The sequence below is a fragment of the Rhizobium sp. BR 315 genome (assembly GCF_050577975.1).
GTDB classification, from domain to species: Bacteria; Pseudomonadota; Alphaproteobacteria; order Rhizobiales; family Rhizobiaceae; genus Rhizobium; species Rhizobium miluonense.
Window position 1 is genome coordinate 62,820 of sequence record NZ_JARWKZ010000010.1, and the last position, 13,285, is coordinate 76,104.

At 59.2% G+C, this 13,285-nt stretch carries 12 protein-coding genes and 1 pseudogene; 2 read left to right on the top strand and 11 right to left on the bottom strand.

The annotated features are described in order from the left end of the window. Positions 1–57 precede the first annotated feature (57 nt). Positions 58–279: a hypothetical protein gene (locus tag QD409_RS13165; protein WP_092854090.1), complete on the top strand. Its 222-nt coding sequence runs from the start codon at positions 58–60 to the stop codon at positions 277–279. 679 nt (positions 280–958) lie between these two features. Here the strand turns inward: QD409_RS13165 and QD409_RS13170 are convergent. From QD409_RS13170 to QD409_RS13200, 7 genes and pseudogenes are all read right to left on the bottom strand, one after another. After that, positions 959–1,063: pseudogene (locus tag QD409_RS13170) on the bottom strand (4-hydroxybenzoate octaprenyltransferase); the annotation flags it as partial. A gap of 214 nt (positions 1,064–1,277) precedes the next feature. Then, positions 1,278–1,859 carry an NAD(P)H-dependent oxidoreductase gene (locus QD409_RS13175; RefSeq protein WP_092852029.1) on the bottom strand — a complete coding sequence of 194 codons (582 nt, stop codon included), beginning with the start codon at positions 1,857–1,859 and terminating at the stop codon, positions 1,278–1,280. Further along, positions 1,856–3,265: an FAD-binding oxidoreductase gene (locus tag QD409_RS13180; protein ID WP_092852031.1), complete on the bottom strand. Its 1,410-nt coding sequence runs from the start codon at positions 3,263–3,265 to the stop codon at positions 1,856–1,858. The genes QD409_RS13175 and QD409_RS13180 overlap by 4 nt, the downstream gene beginning before the upstream one ends. Before the next feature lies 1 nt (position 3,266). Next, complete coding sequence (locus QD409_RS13185) at positions 3,267–4,580, bottom strand: cytosine deaminase (RefSeq protein WP_092852033.1); 1,314 nt, start codon at positions 4,578–4,580, stop codon at positions 3,267–3,269. Continuing rightward, entirely contained in the window at positions 4,580–5,446 is an 867-nt protein-coding gene (locus QD409_RS13190; RefSeq protein ID WP_092852035.1) for an ABC transporter permease, read from the bottom strand. The genes QD409_RS13185 and QD409_RS13190 overlap by 1 nt, the downstream gene beginning before the upstream one ends. Next, a complete protein-coding gene (locus tag QD409_RS13195; RefSeq protein WP_092852037.1) occupies positions 5,446–6,270 on the bottom strand; it encodes an ABC transporter ATP-binding protein in 825 nt (274 codons plus the stop codon). The genes QD409_RS13190 and QD409_RS13195 overlap by 1 nt, the downstream gene beginning before the upstream one ends. A gap of 234 nt (positions 6,271–6,504) precedes the next feature. Further along, positions 6,505–7,524: an ABC transporter substrate-binding protein gene (locus QD409_RS13200; RefSeq protein WP_092852039.1), complete on the bottom strand. Its 1,020-nt coding sequence runs from the start codon at positions 7,522–7,524 to the stop codon at positions 6,505–6,507. Between the two features lie 184 nt (positions 7,525–7,708). On the opposite strand from QD409_RS13200, the gene QD409_RS13205 reads away from it, so the two are divergent. Continuing rightward, the gene (locus QD409_RS13205; RefSeq protein ID WP_092852041.1) at positions 7,709–8,677 is read left to right on the top strand and encodes a LysR substrate-binding domain-containing protein; all 969 of its coding nucleotides are present in this window, start codon (positions 7,709–7,711) and stop codon (positions 8,675–8,677) included. On the opposite strand, the gene QD409_RS13210 is transcribed toward QD409_RS13205, so the two are convergent. From QD409_RS13210 to QD409_RS13225, 4 genes are all read right to left on the bottom strand, one after another. Further along, the gene (locus tag QD409_RS13210; protein WP_092852043.1) at positions 8,665–9,462 is read right to left on the bottom strand and encodes a creatininase family protein; all 798 of its coding nucleotides are present in this window, start codon (positions 9,460–9,462) and stop codon (positions 8,665–8,667) included. The two genes, QD409_RS13205 and QD409_RS13210, sit on opposite strands and share 13 nt — an antisense overlap. Positions 9,463–9,754: 292 nt before the next feature. Beyond that, the gene (locus QD409_RS13215) at positions 9,755–10,666 is read right to left on the bottom strand and encodes an ABC transporter permease (RefSeq protein WP_092852045.1); all 912 of its coding nucleotides are present in this window, start codon (positions 10,664–10,666) and stop codon (positions 9,755–9,757) included. Next, the gene (locus tag QD409_RS13220) at positions 10,663–11,763 is read right to left on the bottom strand and encodes an ABC transporter permease (protein ID WP_092852047.1); all 1,101 of its coding nucleotides are present in this window, start codon (positions 11,761–11,763) and stop codon (positions 10,663–10,665) included. The genes QD409_RS13215 and QD409_RS13220 overlap by 4 nt, the downstream gene beginning before the upstream one ends. Next, complete coding sequence (locus QD409_RS13225; RefSeq protein ID WP_092852049.1) at positions 11,760–13,283, bottom strand: ABC transporter ATP-binding protein; 1,524 nt, start codon at positions 13,281–13,283, stop codon at positions 11,760–11,762. Before QD409_RS13225 ends, QD409_RS13220 begins: the two co-directional genes overlap by 4 nt. Between the last annotated feature and the right edge of the window lie 2 nt (positions 13,284–13,285).

Below are 13,285 nucleotides of genomic sequence, written 5' to 3' on the forward strand. Positions count from 1 at the left end.
CATCGGTCGAAATGTGCCAATCTCCCCTTATCAAATCATTTGGTGGAGCTTCTAAGAGTGACCGATTTTGAAGAACAGGAACGTCAGGGCGAGATCTTGGCGCTTGTCAGAATGATGCAGTATGCGGATGGTGTCGCCAGTGAGCTCGATACACCGCAGGTGGCGTCTCTCATAAAGGCAGCGCAAGCTGCTCTTCTTTCGGTTTTAGAGGCCGAGTTCCCGATGCTTTCAAGAGTGCATTTGTACGGGCTTGTCAGTGACACGCATGGTCACTGCTAGCAAGCTCTCGTCCTTCCAATGCTACCGATCGATACATTTACCTGATCCCGCGCTGACACAGAGAAACGTCAAGAGATCCAGCTTGCTTAGAAGAGTGCTAACCAGGGTGGGCTGGCCCGCGAGAAAAGTAAGCTCCACCGATACAAGAGGCATCGTCGCGGATTTCAAAGAACCTCATGGAAATATGAGGGTTGCGCTCATCATGTTTGCGGCAATTATCGTTGCGTGGCTCGCGATTGCCTATGATATCTGTCGTTCGTTGAACTGGTTCTGATCTCCGGCTGTGACCAGACTCTGAAACAGACGACTATAAATTCCGAATCGGACGAAATTGAAATCCGAACTGGACGCACATAAATTCCGAGTCGAGCGCACCGGCGATATCGGAATTTCGTAACGCTCAGTAGGAAAATAAGATTGAAAGCCGAAAGTCCCTCTTGACCTGCTTTACCCAAGAGGTGTAGCCGAGCGAATTCGGGTTGCCTTGGACAATACACCAGTCGTACTCGTGAACAGCCCCGTCACTGGGGCAAGACGACGTTGGCTTGAACCCTACTTCAGGCAGATCGCCCCTATTTTACCCTAGATGACGACACGACCTTACCGTCAGCGAAGGCGGACCCAGTCGGCTTCATTCGTCAGATACCGTTATCTTAGACCAAGTGCAGGGTGCGCCGGAGCTAAGATCGAGGCGCCTGGTTTGCCAGCCGAGATGCGCGGCGATGACAAGCATTCCGGTGGCATATGGCAATGACATGCCGATCATCCGTCCACCAACCGACCATTATGGCGTAGAACAGGCCGATATCGTCGCGTTAATGATGGAAATCCATCGTTTGGCCTAGCGCCTTATGCTGCTGAGGCCTTCGGCGGCTCTTGCCCACTTCCATGGTTGTAAAGGAATCCGGATTTTCCTCGAGGACTGCTCACGACACCATCGATCTTGAAGTGGCCGAATAATTTTCGGAAATGGCAGCAGTTGCCGCTTAAGCGAGGCTTTAGAAACGCAGCATTTCCTGGCGCACCTTCTCAAGAAACCGCCCTCTGGTCTCGTCAGTCGAGCGGTTCATGTCGTAATGGGCGAGGAAGACGACCGGGGCGAAAGGCTTGATCTGCGCGCGCAGCACGCGTTTGACGATCTTCTTCGGCGGGTTGCCGGCAATGAAGGCACGGAATGGGTCGGCGCCATAGGTCAATACCGCGCCGAGCTTGCGGATATGCTGCAGCTTTGAGCGCACCTTGCCATCGACGAGTTCGAAGGAGACGCCCGGAAGCCAGACGCGGTCGAAATAGCCTTTGAGGATGGCCGGAAAGCCGAAGTTCCAGACCGGGGTGACGATCACCAGCGCCTCGGTGCGCTCAAGCCTTTCGACATAGAATTTGACCGCCTCGGTATTGTCGGGATAGTCGTGGTAGATCATGCGATCGCGACGTGAGAGCACGGGATCGAAGCCTTCCGCGTAAAGATTGCAATCATCGACCTCGTGGCCGGCGCTCTTCAGGCTCTCAATGGTTTGCCGGTGCAATGCTGCGCCGTAACTTTCCTCGACTGGATGAGAATGAAGGAGGAGAACCTTCATGAAGCCTCCATCAGCGCCGCAAGGCCGGGGAAGAGGTAGTTCTTGCCGGATTTGAAATCGAAATTCGGGTCGTCCCAGGCGATCATCTTGCCGGGATTGAGCAGGCCCTTCGGATCGGTCTCCTTCTTGAAGGCAAGCTGGATCGCATCGGTCTGCTTCATGCCGCCTTCCTCGAGCGTATAGCGATGCGGATTGAAGATCGGGCAGCCATGGTCCTGATGGATCTTGATGATCTCTTCAAGCCGCGCCTCGGAGGTATAGCGCACCAGCGGCAGGCCCGAACATTGAATCTGCCCGTCGAATTTGATGAATTCGAGATGGCCGGGCACCTCGTCTCCGAAGATTTCCACCATCTTCTGGACCTTGGCGACATGGTCCGGACCCGGATACTGCACCTGCAGATAGGTGATGGACGGATCGACTTTGAGGGCGCGCAGCGTCGTGTGGTTCCAGGCGAGTTCATAGGCGTGCGGGATGCCCTTCATGCTCTCCACCTTATCGGAGCGGAAGGTGATTTCACCCTTCTGCTGCATGGTAAAGGCGACGAAGGGGGCCATCGAATGCGGCGCGATCATCAGCGCCACGATCGACTGCCCCTGGCGGATATAGGGCCTGTGGCGGGTGAAATATTCGTACGGAATGGGGGCGGCGATCGGGGCGATTTCCTTGACCAGAATGCCGTTACACTTGGCGAGCGCATCGGAGAAGCGCACGGCATCCATGAAATCATCGTAGCCAACCAGCACGTCGACCCAGTCATAGGCCGGCGCCAGCGGCAGTTCGATTTCGGTGATGATGCCGTTGGTGCCATAAGCATGGCTGACCTTGGTCAGGTCCCATCCGGTGAGATCGAGAATGCGGGGTTCTGCTTCCATCGTCACGACGCGCAGGCGTAGGATATTGCCGAGATCGCGCAAGCCGCCCCAGGTAATCGAGCCGACACCGCCCGAGCCGCCGGCGATGAAGCCGCCGATCGTTGCCGTCTGCGCGGTCGAGGGATGGAAGCGCAGTTCCTGGCCTGAATGTGCTTTGGTCTGGCGGTCGAGTTCGGCAATGACGATACCAGGTTCGCAGATGACGCGGCCCGGATGGATCTCCTTGATCTTGTTCATGGCGGCAAGGTTGAGCACGATGCCGCCGGAGAGCGGCATCGCCTGACCGTAATTGCCGGTGCCGGCGCCGCGTGGCGTGACGGGAACGTCATGCGCATAGGCGACCTTCAGCGTGCGGATCACCTCTTCCTCGGTCTTTGGGGTGACGACGAGATCGGCGGTGACATTGTCGAGCTGGGCTTTCAGGATTGGCGAGTACCAGTAGAAGTCCCGGCTCTTCTGGCGCACGAGTGCTGGATTATCTTCGACGGCGATACCTTCGAGTTCTTTCTTGATGCGCTGGTAATCCGGCATGTCAGGCTCCAATGACGCTGTCGAGTTCACGATAGTCCGGCAGGCTGCGGTCGATCACCTTGCCCTTGCGAAGGACGACGCGGTCGGACTGCGGACGGGAAAGGAATTCGCTCCAGCGCCGGGCGCTGAAAAGCACGAGATCGGCCGGGTTGCCGACCGCTATACGCCCCATATCCGGGCAGCCGAGAATGTCGGCGGGAGAGGTGGTGACGACCCTTGCGGCCGTATCCAGCGGGTGATCAAGATGCAGGATACGTACGGCCTCGCGGAACACTTCGACGGGGTCGAGATCGCCATAGGCATAGAAGGGGTCGCGGGTATTGTCGGAGGCGACAGCGGTCGGCACGCCGGCGGCGGCAAGCTCATGCAGGAGGGTGACGCCACGCCAGCGCGGCGTGCGGCCTGGATGGCGGTCCTGCAGGTACATATTGCACATCGGCAGCGAGACGACCGAAATCCCCGCCCTGGCGACGAGATCGATGGTGGCAGCGGCGGCATCCTCGTCCTGACGCGCAAGAGAGCAGCAATGGCCTGCGGTGACCTTGCCAGTGAAGCCGTTGCGCAGAACTGCCTCGGCAATCGCCTTCAGCGTGAGAACCTGTCTGTCCTCTGTCTCGTCGACATGCAGGTCGATGTCCAGGCCGTTGTCCGACGCGGCGCGGATCAGCTTGTCGAGCTGACGGTCGACATCGGGGTTCATCTGCGTGACACCACCGATCAGGCCGCCGGCGTCGCGGATCACCATGAGGAGGTCGGCGAAGAAGGCGTCCTCGGCCATGGCATCCAGCGGAAAGAGGGCGACGGCCTGCAGCGCGATCTTGTCTTTCCAGGCTTCGCGCACCGCCGAGAACACCTCGAAAGAAATGCGGTGCTGCGGCGCCAGCGAATCGAGATGGGTGCGGATGAGGCTGGTGCCGTGGGCGTAGGCAGAGCGCAACGAAAATTCCATGCGCTTCCTGACATCGTCAGCCGACCAGTTGGCCTCGCGATCGGCTCGCACGGCGTCGAGAGCGCCCATGAAGCTGCCATCCGGATTGGCTCGGCGCTGCCAGATATGGCCCTTGTCGAGATGGGTGTGCATGTCGACGAAAGTCGGCCAGACCATGCCGTCCCTCATGTCGGCCTTGGCGAATTCCGCCGGCGCGCTGCCCGCCGGCAGGATATCCTTGATGAGGCCATCCGCAACGACGATGTCGGCCTTCATAAGGCCCTCGCTTGACGGGCCGGTGAAGCCGGCCACGGTCACGCCGGGAATGGTGGCGTTGCTCAGCACGAAGCGCGCGGCGTTCGGCGGGGACATGAAGGAGTAGGACATCAGTTCTCCCGCTTGAGGCTGCTTTCATGCCAGCGATGCAGGCTCAGCCATGAGATGAAGGAGGTGAGGGCGAAGATGGCAACGCCGAGTGCCGAGAGCAGCAGCAGGGCGGCGAACAGGCGCGGCATGTTCTGGCGGTATTGCGCCTCCAGCAGCCGGAAGGCGAGGCCGGAATTGGGGCCGCCGGAGCCGGCAGCGAATTCGGCGACGACCGATGCGATCAGCGACAGGCCGCCGCCGATCCTCAGCCCAGTCATGAAATAGGGTTGGGCGGCCGGCAGCTTCAGATGCAGCAATGCCTGCCAGCGCGAGGCGCCATAAAGGTCGAAGAGGTCGAGCAGATTGTGGTCGACGCTCTTCAAGCCCTGCACCATGTTGGAGAGGATCGGAAAGAAGGCGACGAGAAAGCCGCAGATCAAGAGCGCCGCCTCGCGCGTCGGCGCGTAGATCAGGATCAACGGTGCGATCGCGACGATCGGCGTCACCTGGAGGATGACGGCCAGCGGATAGAAAGCCAGCTCGATCCAACGGGACTGCACGAGGAAGATCGCGAAACCGACGCCGCCGATCAGCGCCAGGATCAGCGATATGAAGGTGATTTCGGTCGTCACCCACAGAGCCGGCCAAAGGATGCCCCAATCGGAAACCAGCGCCTTGGCGACGGCGATCGGGCTCGGCAGGATATATTGCGGAATGTCGGCTCCGACGACGAGAAGCTGCCAGAGGATGAGAAGCGCGATGACGGTCAGGATCGGCACAGATATGCCGAGCAGGCGTTCCTGACTGCGTTTCCTGCTGGCTGCGGCAGCGGGCACATCGGCGGATTCAACGGAAAGCTTGACGGGCAGGCTGGTGCTGTCGCTCATCAATGCGCCTCCCGCCAGCCAATGGCCTCGATCAGCGAACGAGATACCTGCTCGCAGACCTGCCGATATTCTTCCGATGAGCGGTAAAGGGGGTCGCGCTCGCCGCTGGTTTCCAAAGGAAAGTCGGTATGAACCCGGCCCGGCCGCGCCTTCATGACGACGATACGGTTGGAGAGATAGGCGGATTCGTAGACGGAGTGCGTGACGAAGATGACCGTGATGCCCGTCGTCTGCCAGAGGCGCAGGACGTCGTCATTGAGCTTCTGGCGGGTGATTTCGTCAAGCGCGGCAAAGGGTTCGTCCATCAGCAGCAACTTCGGTTTCGTTACCAGCGCGCGGGCGATCGAAACCCGCATCTTCATGCCGCCGGACAATTCGCGCGGATAGGCTTCGGCGAAATCTCTGAGGCCGACTGTTGCCAGTGTCTCCATGATCTGCTCGTAAGCTTCGACCTTCGACACTCCTCGCAATTTCAGCGGCAGATGGACGTTGCCGAAAACTGTCTTCCAGGGAAGCAGCGTCGGCTCCTGGAAGACGAAGCTGATATCGCCTTCCGGCAGACCCTTGGCGTTGATGCGCGAACTCGGCCAGTCGATCCTGCCGCTCGAAGCACCGCCAAGGCCGGCGATGATGCGCAAGGCCGTCGACTTGCCGCAGCCGGAAGGGCCAAGCAAGCTGATGAACTCGCCGCTCTCCACATCGAGCGACATGCCGGAAAGCGCCAGCGTGCCATTGGAGAAGACCTTGGAGACCTGCTCCATGACGACAAGCGGCCGCTTGCGCATTTCTGCGGGAGGGACAGTGGTCGCGTTGGATAAGGTCATGTCAAGCTCTCTGTCGATGTCGGCAATTGGGTTTGGAGCAAGAAGTGCCCCTCACCCTAGCCCTCTCCCCGCTTGCGGGGAGAGGGGATGATCGTGCTCGTGGTTGCCAACTACGATCGCAATAGCCTAGGCAGTTGCTGCTTTCGTGGTTTGGCGGTGGCGCTTCTTGCTCCGTCGTTCCCTCTCCCTGCGTGTGGGCAGAGGGCTAGGGTGAGGGGCTGCCTTGCTCGAATGTTACTTCTTCAACGTCATTCCAAAGCCTTTGCAGACGAATTGCGGATCGAAGGCCTTCTTGTAGTCGATGTCGGCATCGAAGACCTTGATCTGCACCATTTCATCGAAGAACTTCTTGTAATGGGCATCGGTGATGCAGCCGATACCCTTGTCGAGGGCGTCGCCGGATTCGACGATGCCATGTTCCTTTATCTGGGCGATGGAATAGGCGATCTGGCCATCCGTCATATCGGGATTATCCTTCTTGATCAGCTCATTGGCCGCCTTGTTGTCGCCGTAGAGATAGTTGTACCAACCCTCGATCGAGGCGTTGACGAAGCGCTGCACGAGATCCGGGTTCTTGTCGACCAGTGATTTCTGCGTGGTGATCATCGTCGAGTAGGGCGAATAGCCGGCATCGGCGATCAGGAAGATTTTCGGCTTCCAGCCGGCCTGCTTCTCGATCTCATAGGGTTCCGAGGTCACGTAGCCCTGCTGCGCGGACTGCTTGTCGGCGAGGAATGGCGCCGGACTGAAATTATAAGGCTTGAACTGTTCATCCTTGAAGCCCGGGAAGTTCGCCTTCATCCATTCGAAATAAGTGACGTAGCCGTCCTTGCTCAGGAAGAGCGTCGGCAGCTTGGCGAGATCCTCGAACTTCTCGACGCCGGCGTCCGGATGGGCGATCAGCACCTGTGGGTCCTTCTGGAAGATCGCTGCGACATCGACGATCGGAATGCCCTGCTTGACCGAATCGATCTCCTGCTGCGGGCTGCCCATGTAGAAATCCAGCTTGCCCGAGATCAGCAGTGCCTGGTTGGCAGCGTTGGGGCCACCCTGCACGATGGTGACGTCAAGGCCGTATTTTTTATAGGTGCCATCGGCGATGGCTTGATAGAAGCCGCCGTGTTCGGCCTCCGCAAGCCAGTTGGTGCCATAGGTGACTTTGTCGAGCGCATTTGCGGGCCCGGCCGCCATGATCGCGGCGGCGAGACCCATGGCGGCGAGGAATGTTTTTGTTTTCAATGCATTGATATACATGGCTGACTGTTCCCTTTATCTGCCATGGGACGCCATTGTTGGCGCCCATTTCCTGTATTTGAGCGGTTGCCTTGCGCTTTGAAAAGCATCAAAATTCGTGCGCATTGATGCCTTTTTGGCATCTCTTCCAGGGTCTGTGCCTAAATTGTGCGGTCTGGACAAAAATTAAGCAATGGGAACGTCGATGTTGCACTCGAGACGACTTCTTTACATCAACGAGATTGCCCGCTGCGGCTCGATCCGCAAGGCAGCGGCACGGCTCAATGTCGCATCATCGGCGATCAACCGCCAGATTCTGGCGCTGGAGGAGGAGATGGGGGCGCCGCTTTTTGAGCGTTTGCCGCGTGGTCTGCGGCTGACGGCGGCGGGCGAGCTCTGCATCGAACATATCCGCGAGGTATTGAAGAATTACGAGCGGTTGGAGGGCCGCATCCGCAGCCTCAAGATGCAGCAAGCCGGTAAGGTCCGTATCGTGGCGACGGTTGGGTTGGCGTCGGGACCTTTGCCCGAGATCATCGCGCGCTTTCTCTCCGAGCATCCGCGTGTTTTCATTCAGCTTCGCAACGATTCAGGCACGACGACCATGGCGCCGGTGGTCTCGGGTGAGGTCGATATCGGCCTCGGTTTCAACATACCGGCGACACCAGGCATCCGCTCGCTCGGCAATTTCGACATACCGATCGGCATCGTGCTGCCACCTGGTCATCCCCTGATCGGACCGGGTCCGATCAATCTTGCCGATGTCGTGGAGGAGCGGCTGCTGTTGGCGCAGCCCGGCACGAGCCTCAGGGAGGTTATCAATCTGACGCTGGCGCGTCTTGCGGTTCAGGTCGAACCGGTGCTTGAGAGTAACGCATCGGAAATGCTGAAGCAATTGGTCAAATGCGGAGCGGGGCTGACGCTACTCAATCCGCTTGATGTCATTACCGAATGTCGCCGTGGAGAGCTGGTATTCCGGCCGATCGCCGAGCCGCATTCGCGACCTCAGCCGATGAAGCTGTTTGCCCGCACGCGAGCGCCGCTCGACGCCGCCACCAGCCTCTTCGTCGAGTACCTGCTCGCAGAACTGGCCGGGATGGTCGAGGAACTGCAGGCGAAAGGGCATATCATCCTGCCTTCCGAACGCCGGCGTTCTGACGCCTATTTCGAATAAAGGTTGGAGAGCGGATAGTCGCTGAGGTCGCGCAGCATCTCGATGAAGCCGGCGATCTGGTGGCGGCAGATGAGCGCACCCTTCTCCGCCGTACCGTTGGCGGCATTGCCGACGACACCGTGCGGATTGAGGTCGTGGGCAATCCAGGCGAGCGAATGCGGCGGCAGCGGCTGCAGATACTTGGAATGCTCCTTCATCCATTCCGCCTTGGAGGCGAAATTCTCAGCCTTGTCCATCCGCACAAGCTCAGGCCGGAAATGCAGCATGAGCGAGGTTTCGACATCGCCGCCATGAATGCCGAAGCGCTGTTCATGCTCGTCGATCATCCCGTCCGGCGTGCCGAAGCGAGTCCATTGCGTGGCGACGACGGCCATCTGATGGCGCACGCGCAACTCGCGCGCGACAATGCCCATGATGTCGAGATTGCCGCCATGGGAATTGACGATCACCATCTTGCGGATACCGGCCTCGGCGACCTTCGCACCGATTGCGGTCCAGACCGGGATCAGCAGCTCCGCACCGAGCGATAGCGTGCCGGGACCGTAGATATGTTCGTTGGCCTTGCCGATTTCCTGCGTCGGCAGCACAAGGAAGTCGAGATCGTCTGGGCGCTGGACCTTCAGCTCCGCCAGCATGCCTGCTGCGATGGCGACGTCCGTTGCAATCGGCAGATGGGGGCCATGCTGTTCCGTCGAGGCGATTGGCAGGATCGCGATCGTGGTCTCGGGCGAGAGCTCGGCGAAATCATGCGTATTGAGTTCGTTCCAATAGAAGGGCTTTGCCATTGCCGTGTCTTCCCGTCTGCAATTCATCGATCAACGGATACGGCAAGGATGGTGGCGGTGGAAAGCATCAATTTGCGGGCGCGCCGCTGCCTTTTTGCGAGCGCTGACAATGCCGGCCCTTGCGAATTGGTAATACGGGATCCATGGTGTGCCATACTTCGCGGGCAGTTCTTTTCGACTGCGAATTCAGATCCCATCAAGAGCATCCATCTACAGCTTCTGTCAGGATTGAACGAATCTCGCCCGCCGTCTCCACCGCTCGCGAGCAAGAGCCTTCGACTACACGCGTTTGCTATCGCTCAAACGGCTCACCGAGCGAGGCGACACCATTGAGCTTGAGCAGGCGGCGATCCGCGGAGATGATGCCCAGGACGATAATCGTCACGAGATAAGGAAGGCATGCAAGCAGTTGCGAGGGCACAGCAAGTCCAGTCGCCTGGGCGGCAAGCCCCATAAGCGACACGGCACCAAACAGGCAGGCGCCCAGGAAAATCCTCGCTGTCAGCCAAGTCCCGAATACAACAAGGGCAATGGCAATCCAGCCGCGGCCGGCGATCATGCCGTCCGCCCAAAGCGGTGTGTATATCGTCGCGGCGTAGGCGCCGGCAAAGCCTGCCATCATGCCGCCGAATGCAACTGCGGCAAACCGGATCGCGATGATGGGATAGCCGATGGCGTGAGCGGCCTTCGGATTTTCACCGACGGCGCGAAGGACCAGGCCGATCTTGCCGTAGGCAAAGAGTACCCATATGCCAATCGTCACAACAAGTGAAATCCAGACCACAAGATCCTGATTGAACATCCCACCGATGACCGGAATTTGCGAAAGCCCGGGGACCGCAATCTTTGGCAGCGTGGTGACGGTCAGGCTTTCGTAGCTCTTGCCAAACAGCGCCGAGAGGCCCTGGCCGAGAATTCCGAGGGCAAGGCCGGTTGCGACCTGATTTGCGTTAAAGCCCAGAATGATCCCGGCAAAAATCATCGAAAGAAGAGCGCTCCCGAGCCCGGCCGCGATGAAAGCGAGCAAATGGCCGCCGCCGTGATAAACGACAATGAAAGCGATGACTGCGCCAAGTGCCATCAACCCCTCAACGCCGAGATTGAGGACGCCAGCGCGCTCGGCAACGAGCTCGCCTAAAGCAGCCAGCAGAAACGGCGTTGCGGCTGCCAGCATGCCAGCAAGAATGAACTCGATAGCGCTCATAGTGCGCTCCGGGCGGAAATGGGGCGCCATACGATGCGATAGCGCACGAAAGCCACAGCGATGAGATAGACGAGGAGCAAGCTGCCTTGGAATACGCGAACGGCGGCGATGGGCAGATTGGCAGAAACCATGGCATTATCGCCGCCGATGTAGAGTGCTGCCATGACGATCGAGGACACGACGATGCCGATGGGATTGAGACCACCAAGATAGGCAACGATAATTGCCGAGTAGCCATAGCCGGTCGAGATGGAACGCTGCAACTGACCAAGTGGTCCGGCAACTTCGGCAGCACCGGCAAGGCCTGCGGCGGCGCCTCCAATGATCAACGAGAGCCAAATTGCCCAACTCTCCTTGAAGCCGGCGTAGCTTGCTGCCCGGGGGGCCAGTCCGCCAACCTGCAATTTATATCCGATGAAGCTCCTCTGCATGAAGATCCACGCCGCGATGGACAGGCCGACGGCGAGGAGGAGCGAGATGTTGACGCGCGTTCCCTCGAACAGGATCGGCACCATCGCATCGTATTGGAACATCACCGACTGGGGGAAATTGTAGCCGTTCGGATCTTTCCAAGGGCCCAGAAGCAGATAATTGAGCAATTGTGCGGCGACGAAGCTCAGCATTAGCGAAACGAGGATTTCGTTGGCATTGAGCCTGACACGCCAGAAGGCGGTCAGAGAGGCCCATAACGCGCCACCGATGATGCCGAGCAACAGCATTGCCGGCCAGATCCATTGGCCCGTTGCCTGCGGCATCCAGATAGGTATGGCGGAGGCGAAAATTGCACCGAGGACGAATTGGCCCTCGGCACCAATGTTGAAGACCTTCGCACGAAAGCCGATCGCCAGGCCTTGTGCGATCAGAAGCAGGGGCCCGGTCTTCAGCAATACTTCGGAGAATGAGGCCCATGAGAAGAACGGCTCGATCAGCATGGCGTAGATCACGGCGACAGGATCGCGACCCATGGCGATATAGAGACTCAGATTGAGAGCGATGGTGACGATGAGGGCGATCGGCGGCGCGAGCAGCTTCGCGGCGAACGAGGCTCGATCGCGGCGGACTAACGTAGGCAAAGTGACGGAAAAGGAACTGCTCATGCGAATGCCTTCTCGCGTTGGGACTGTGCGCCGATCATGTATCGACCAACTTCTTCCGGTTGGGTGTCGCGTGTGACGAGTGGCGGGCTCAGCGTGCCGTGGTGCAGGACCTGAATGAAGTCGCTGAGTTCGAACAATTCCTCGAGTTCTTCCGATATGACGAGAATTGCCATACCTTGATTGCGCAGCTCGATCAGCCGCTTGCGTATTGCAGAGGCCGCGCCGACATCGACACCCCAGGTAGGCTGTGCAAGGAAGAGCAGTTTCGGTGCCAGCATGATTTCACGTCCGACGATGAATTTCTGCAGGTTTCCCCCGGAAAGCGAGCCTGCTTCCGCATCCGGACCGTGCGTGCGCACGTCGTAGTCCCGGATGCATTCGTTTGCGAAGGCTGTGGCCTTGGCGCCGTCGAGGAAACCATGTCTCACAAGCTTCTTGGGGTGGGCCGTCAGCAGGCCGTTGAGGGTTAGCGACATTTCCGGGACTGCGCCGTGCCCGAGCCGGTCTTCCGGGACAAAGGCAAAGCCCAGCCTTCGACGGCTAGCGGCATCGAGGCCACCCACATCCTGCCCCATCATGAAGAGCTGATCGCGCTGGTCCCGGGGCAGCCTCGTTTCCCCTGAGATCAGCGAGGCAAGTTCCTTTTGACCATTCCCGGAAATACCGGCAATGCCAAGAATCTCGCCGCTGCGCACGCTCAAGCTAATCGTGGAGAGCGGTACGGCGAAAGGATCGTCCGGCCGGTAGTCGAGGCCTATGATCTCGAGGCGCTTTTCGCCTTCGGCCAAGGGCATTGCGGGTATCGCTTCCGGCATGTCGCGGCCGATCATCATGCGCGCGAGATCGTGGGCGTCATGCTCGCGCGGATCCACGTGTCCGGTTACGCGCCCGCGGCGCAAGATCGTGGCACGGTCACACAATGACTGAATCTCCTCCAGCTTGTGCGAGATGAAAAGGATCGATACGCCGCCGTCGCGCAGCCGGCGCAGTGTCTCAAACAGCTTCTCGACAGCTTGCAGCGGCAGGACCGATGTCGGCTCATCGAGGATCAGCAGTTTCGGGTCGGTCATCAGGCATCGGATGATTTCCACCCGCTGCCGCTCGCCGACCGACAGCTCATGCACATGGGCCAGCGGATCGACTTCAAGCCCAAATTCATTCCCGAGGATGCGAATTCGCTCCGCAAGTTCAGCCCGTCGTCCGGGCACGATCAGGCAGATGTTTTCAACTACCGTCAGGCTTTCGAATAGGGAGAAGTGCTGAAAGACCATCCCGATACCGGTACGCCTCGCCGCCGCGGGGGAGGCAAGGCTTAGGGACTGCCCATTCCAGGCGACAGTTCCGTCGTCCGGCCGCTCGACGCCGTAGATCAACTTCATCAGTGTCGATTTGCCAGCGCCGTTCTCTCCGAGGATGGCATGGATCGACCGGGGAGCTACGTCCAAATCGATATGCTGGTTGGCATGGACCTGGCCGTAGCTTTTGGAAATGCCGCGCAGCGACAGCAGCGGGATGGTCATGG

What these genes read in the sequence shown, in the direction of transcription:
- QD409_RS13175 (WP_092852029.1), bottom strand. Translation starts at nt 1,859, where the DNA reads ATGAAGGTTCTCCTCCTTCATTCTCATCCAGTCGAGGAAAGTTACGGC.
- QD409_RS13180 (WP_092852031.1), bottom strand. Translation starts at nt 3,265, where the DNA reads ATGCCGGATTACCAGCGCATCAAGAAAGAACTCGAAGGTATCGCCGTC.
- QD409_RS13185 (WP_092852033.1), bottom strand. Translation starts at nt 4,580, where the DNA reads ATGTCCTACTCCTTCATGTCCCCGCCGAACGCCGCGCGCTTCGTGCTG.
- QD409_RS13190 (WP_092852035.1), bottom strand. Translation starts at nt 5,446, where the DNA reads ATGAGCGACAGCACCAGCCTGCCCGTCAAGCTTTCCGTTGAATCCGCC.
- QD409_RS13195 (WP_092852037.1), bottom strand. Translation starts at nt 6,270, where the DNA reads ATGACCTTATCCAACGCGACCACTGTCCCTCCCGCAGAAATGCGCAAG.
- QD409_RS13200 (WP_092852039.1), bottom strand. Translation starts at nt 7,524, where the DNA reads ATGTATATCAATGCATTGAAAACAAAAACATTCCTCGCCGCCATGGGT.
- QD409_RS13205 (WP_092852041.1), top strand. Translation starts at nt 7,709, where the DNA reads ATGTTGCACTCGAGACGACTTCTTTACATCAACGAGATTGCCCGCTGC.
- QD409_RS13210 (WP_092852043.1), bottom strand. Translation starts at nt 9,462, where the DNA reads ATGGCAAAGCCCTTCTATTGGAACGAACTCAATACGCATGATTTCGCC.
- QD409_RS13215 (WP_092852045.1), bottom strand. Translation starts at nt 10,666, where the DNA reads ATGAGCGCTATCGAGTTCATTCTTGCTGGCATGCTGGCAGCCGCAACG.
- QD409_RS13220 (WP_092852047.1), bottom strand. Translation starts at nt 11,763, where the DNA reads ATGAGCAGTTCCTTTTCCGTCACTTTGCCTACGTTAGTCCGCCGCGAT.
- QD409_RS13225 (WP_092852049.1), bottom strand. Translation starts at nt 13,283, where the DNA reads ATGACCATCCCGCTGCTGTCGCTGCGCGGCATTTCCAAAAGCTACGGC.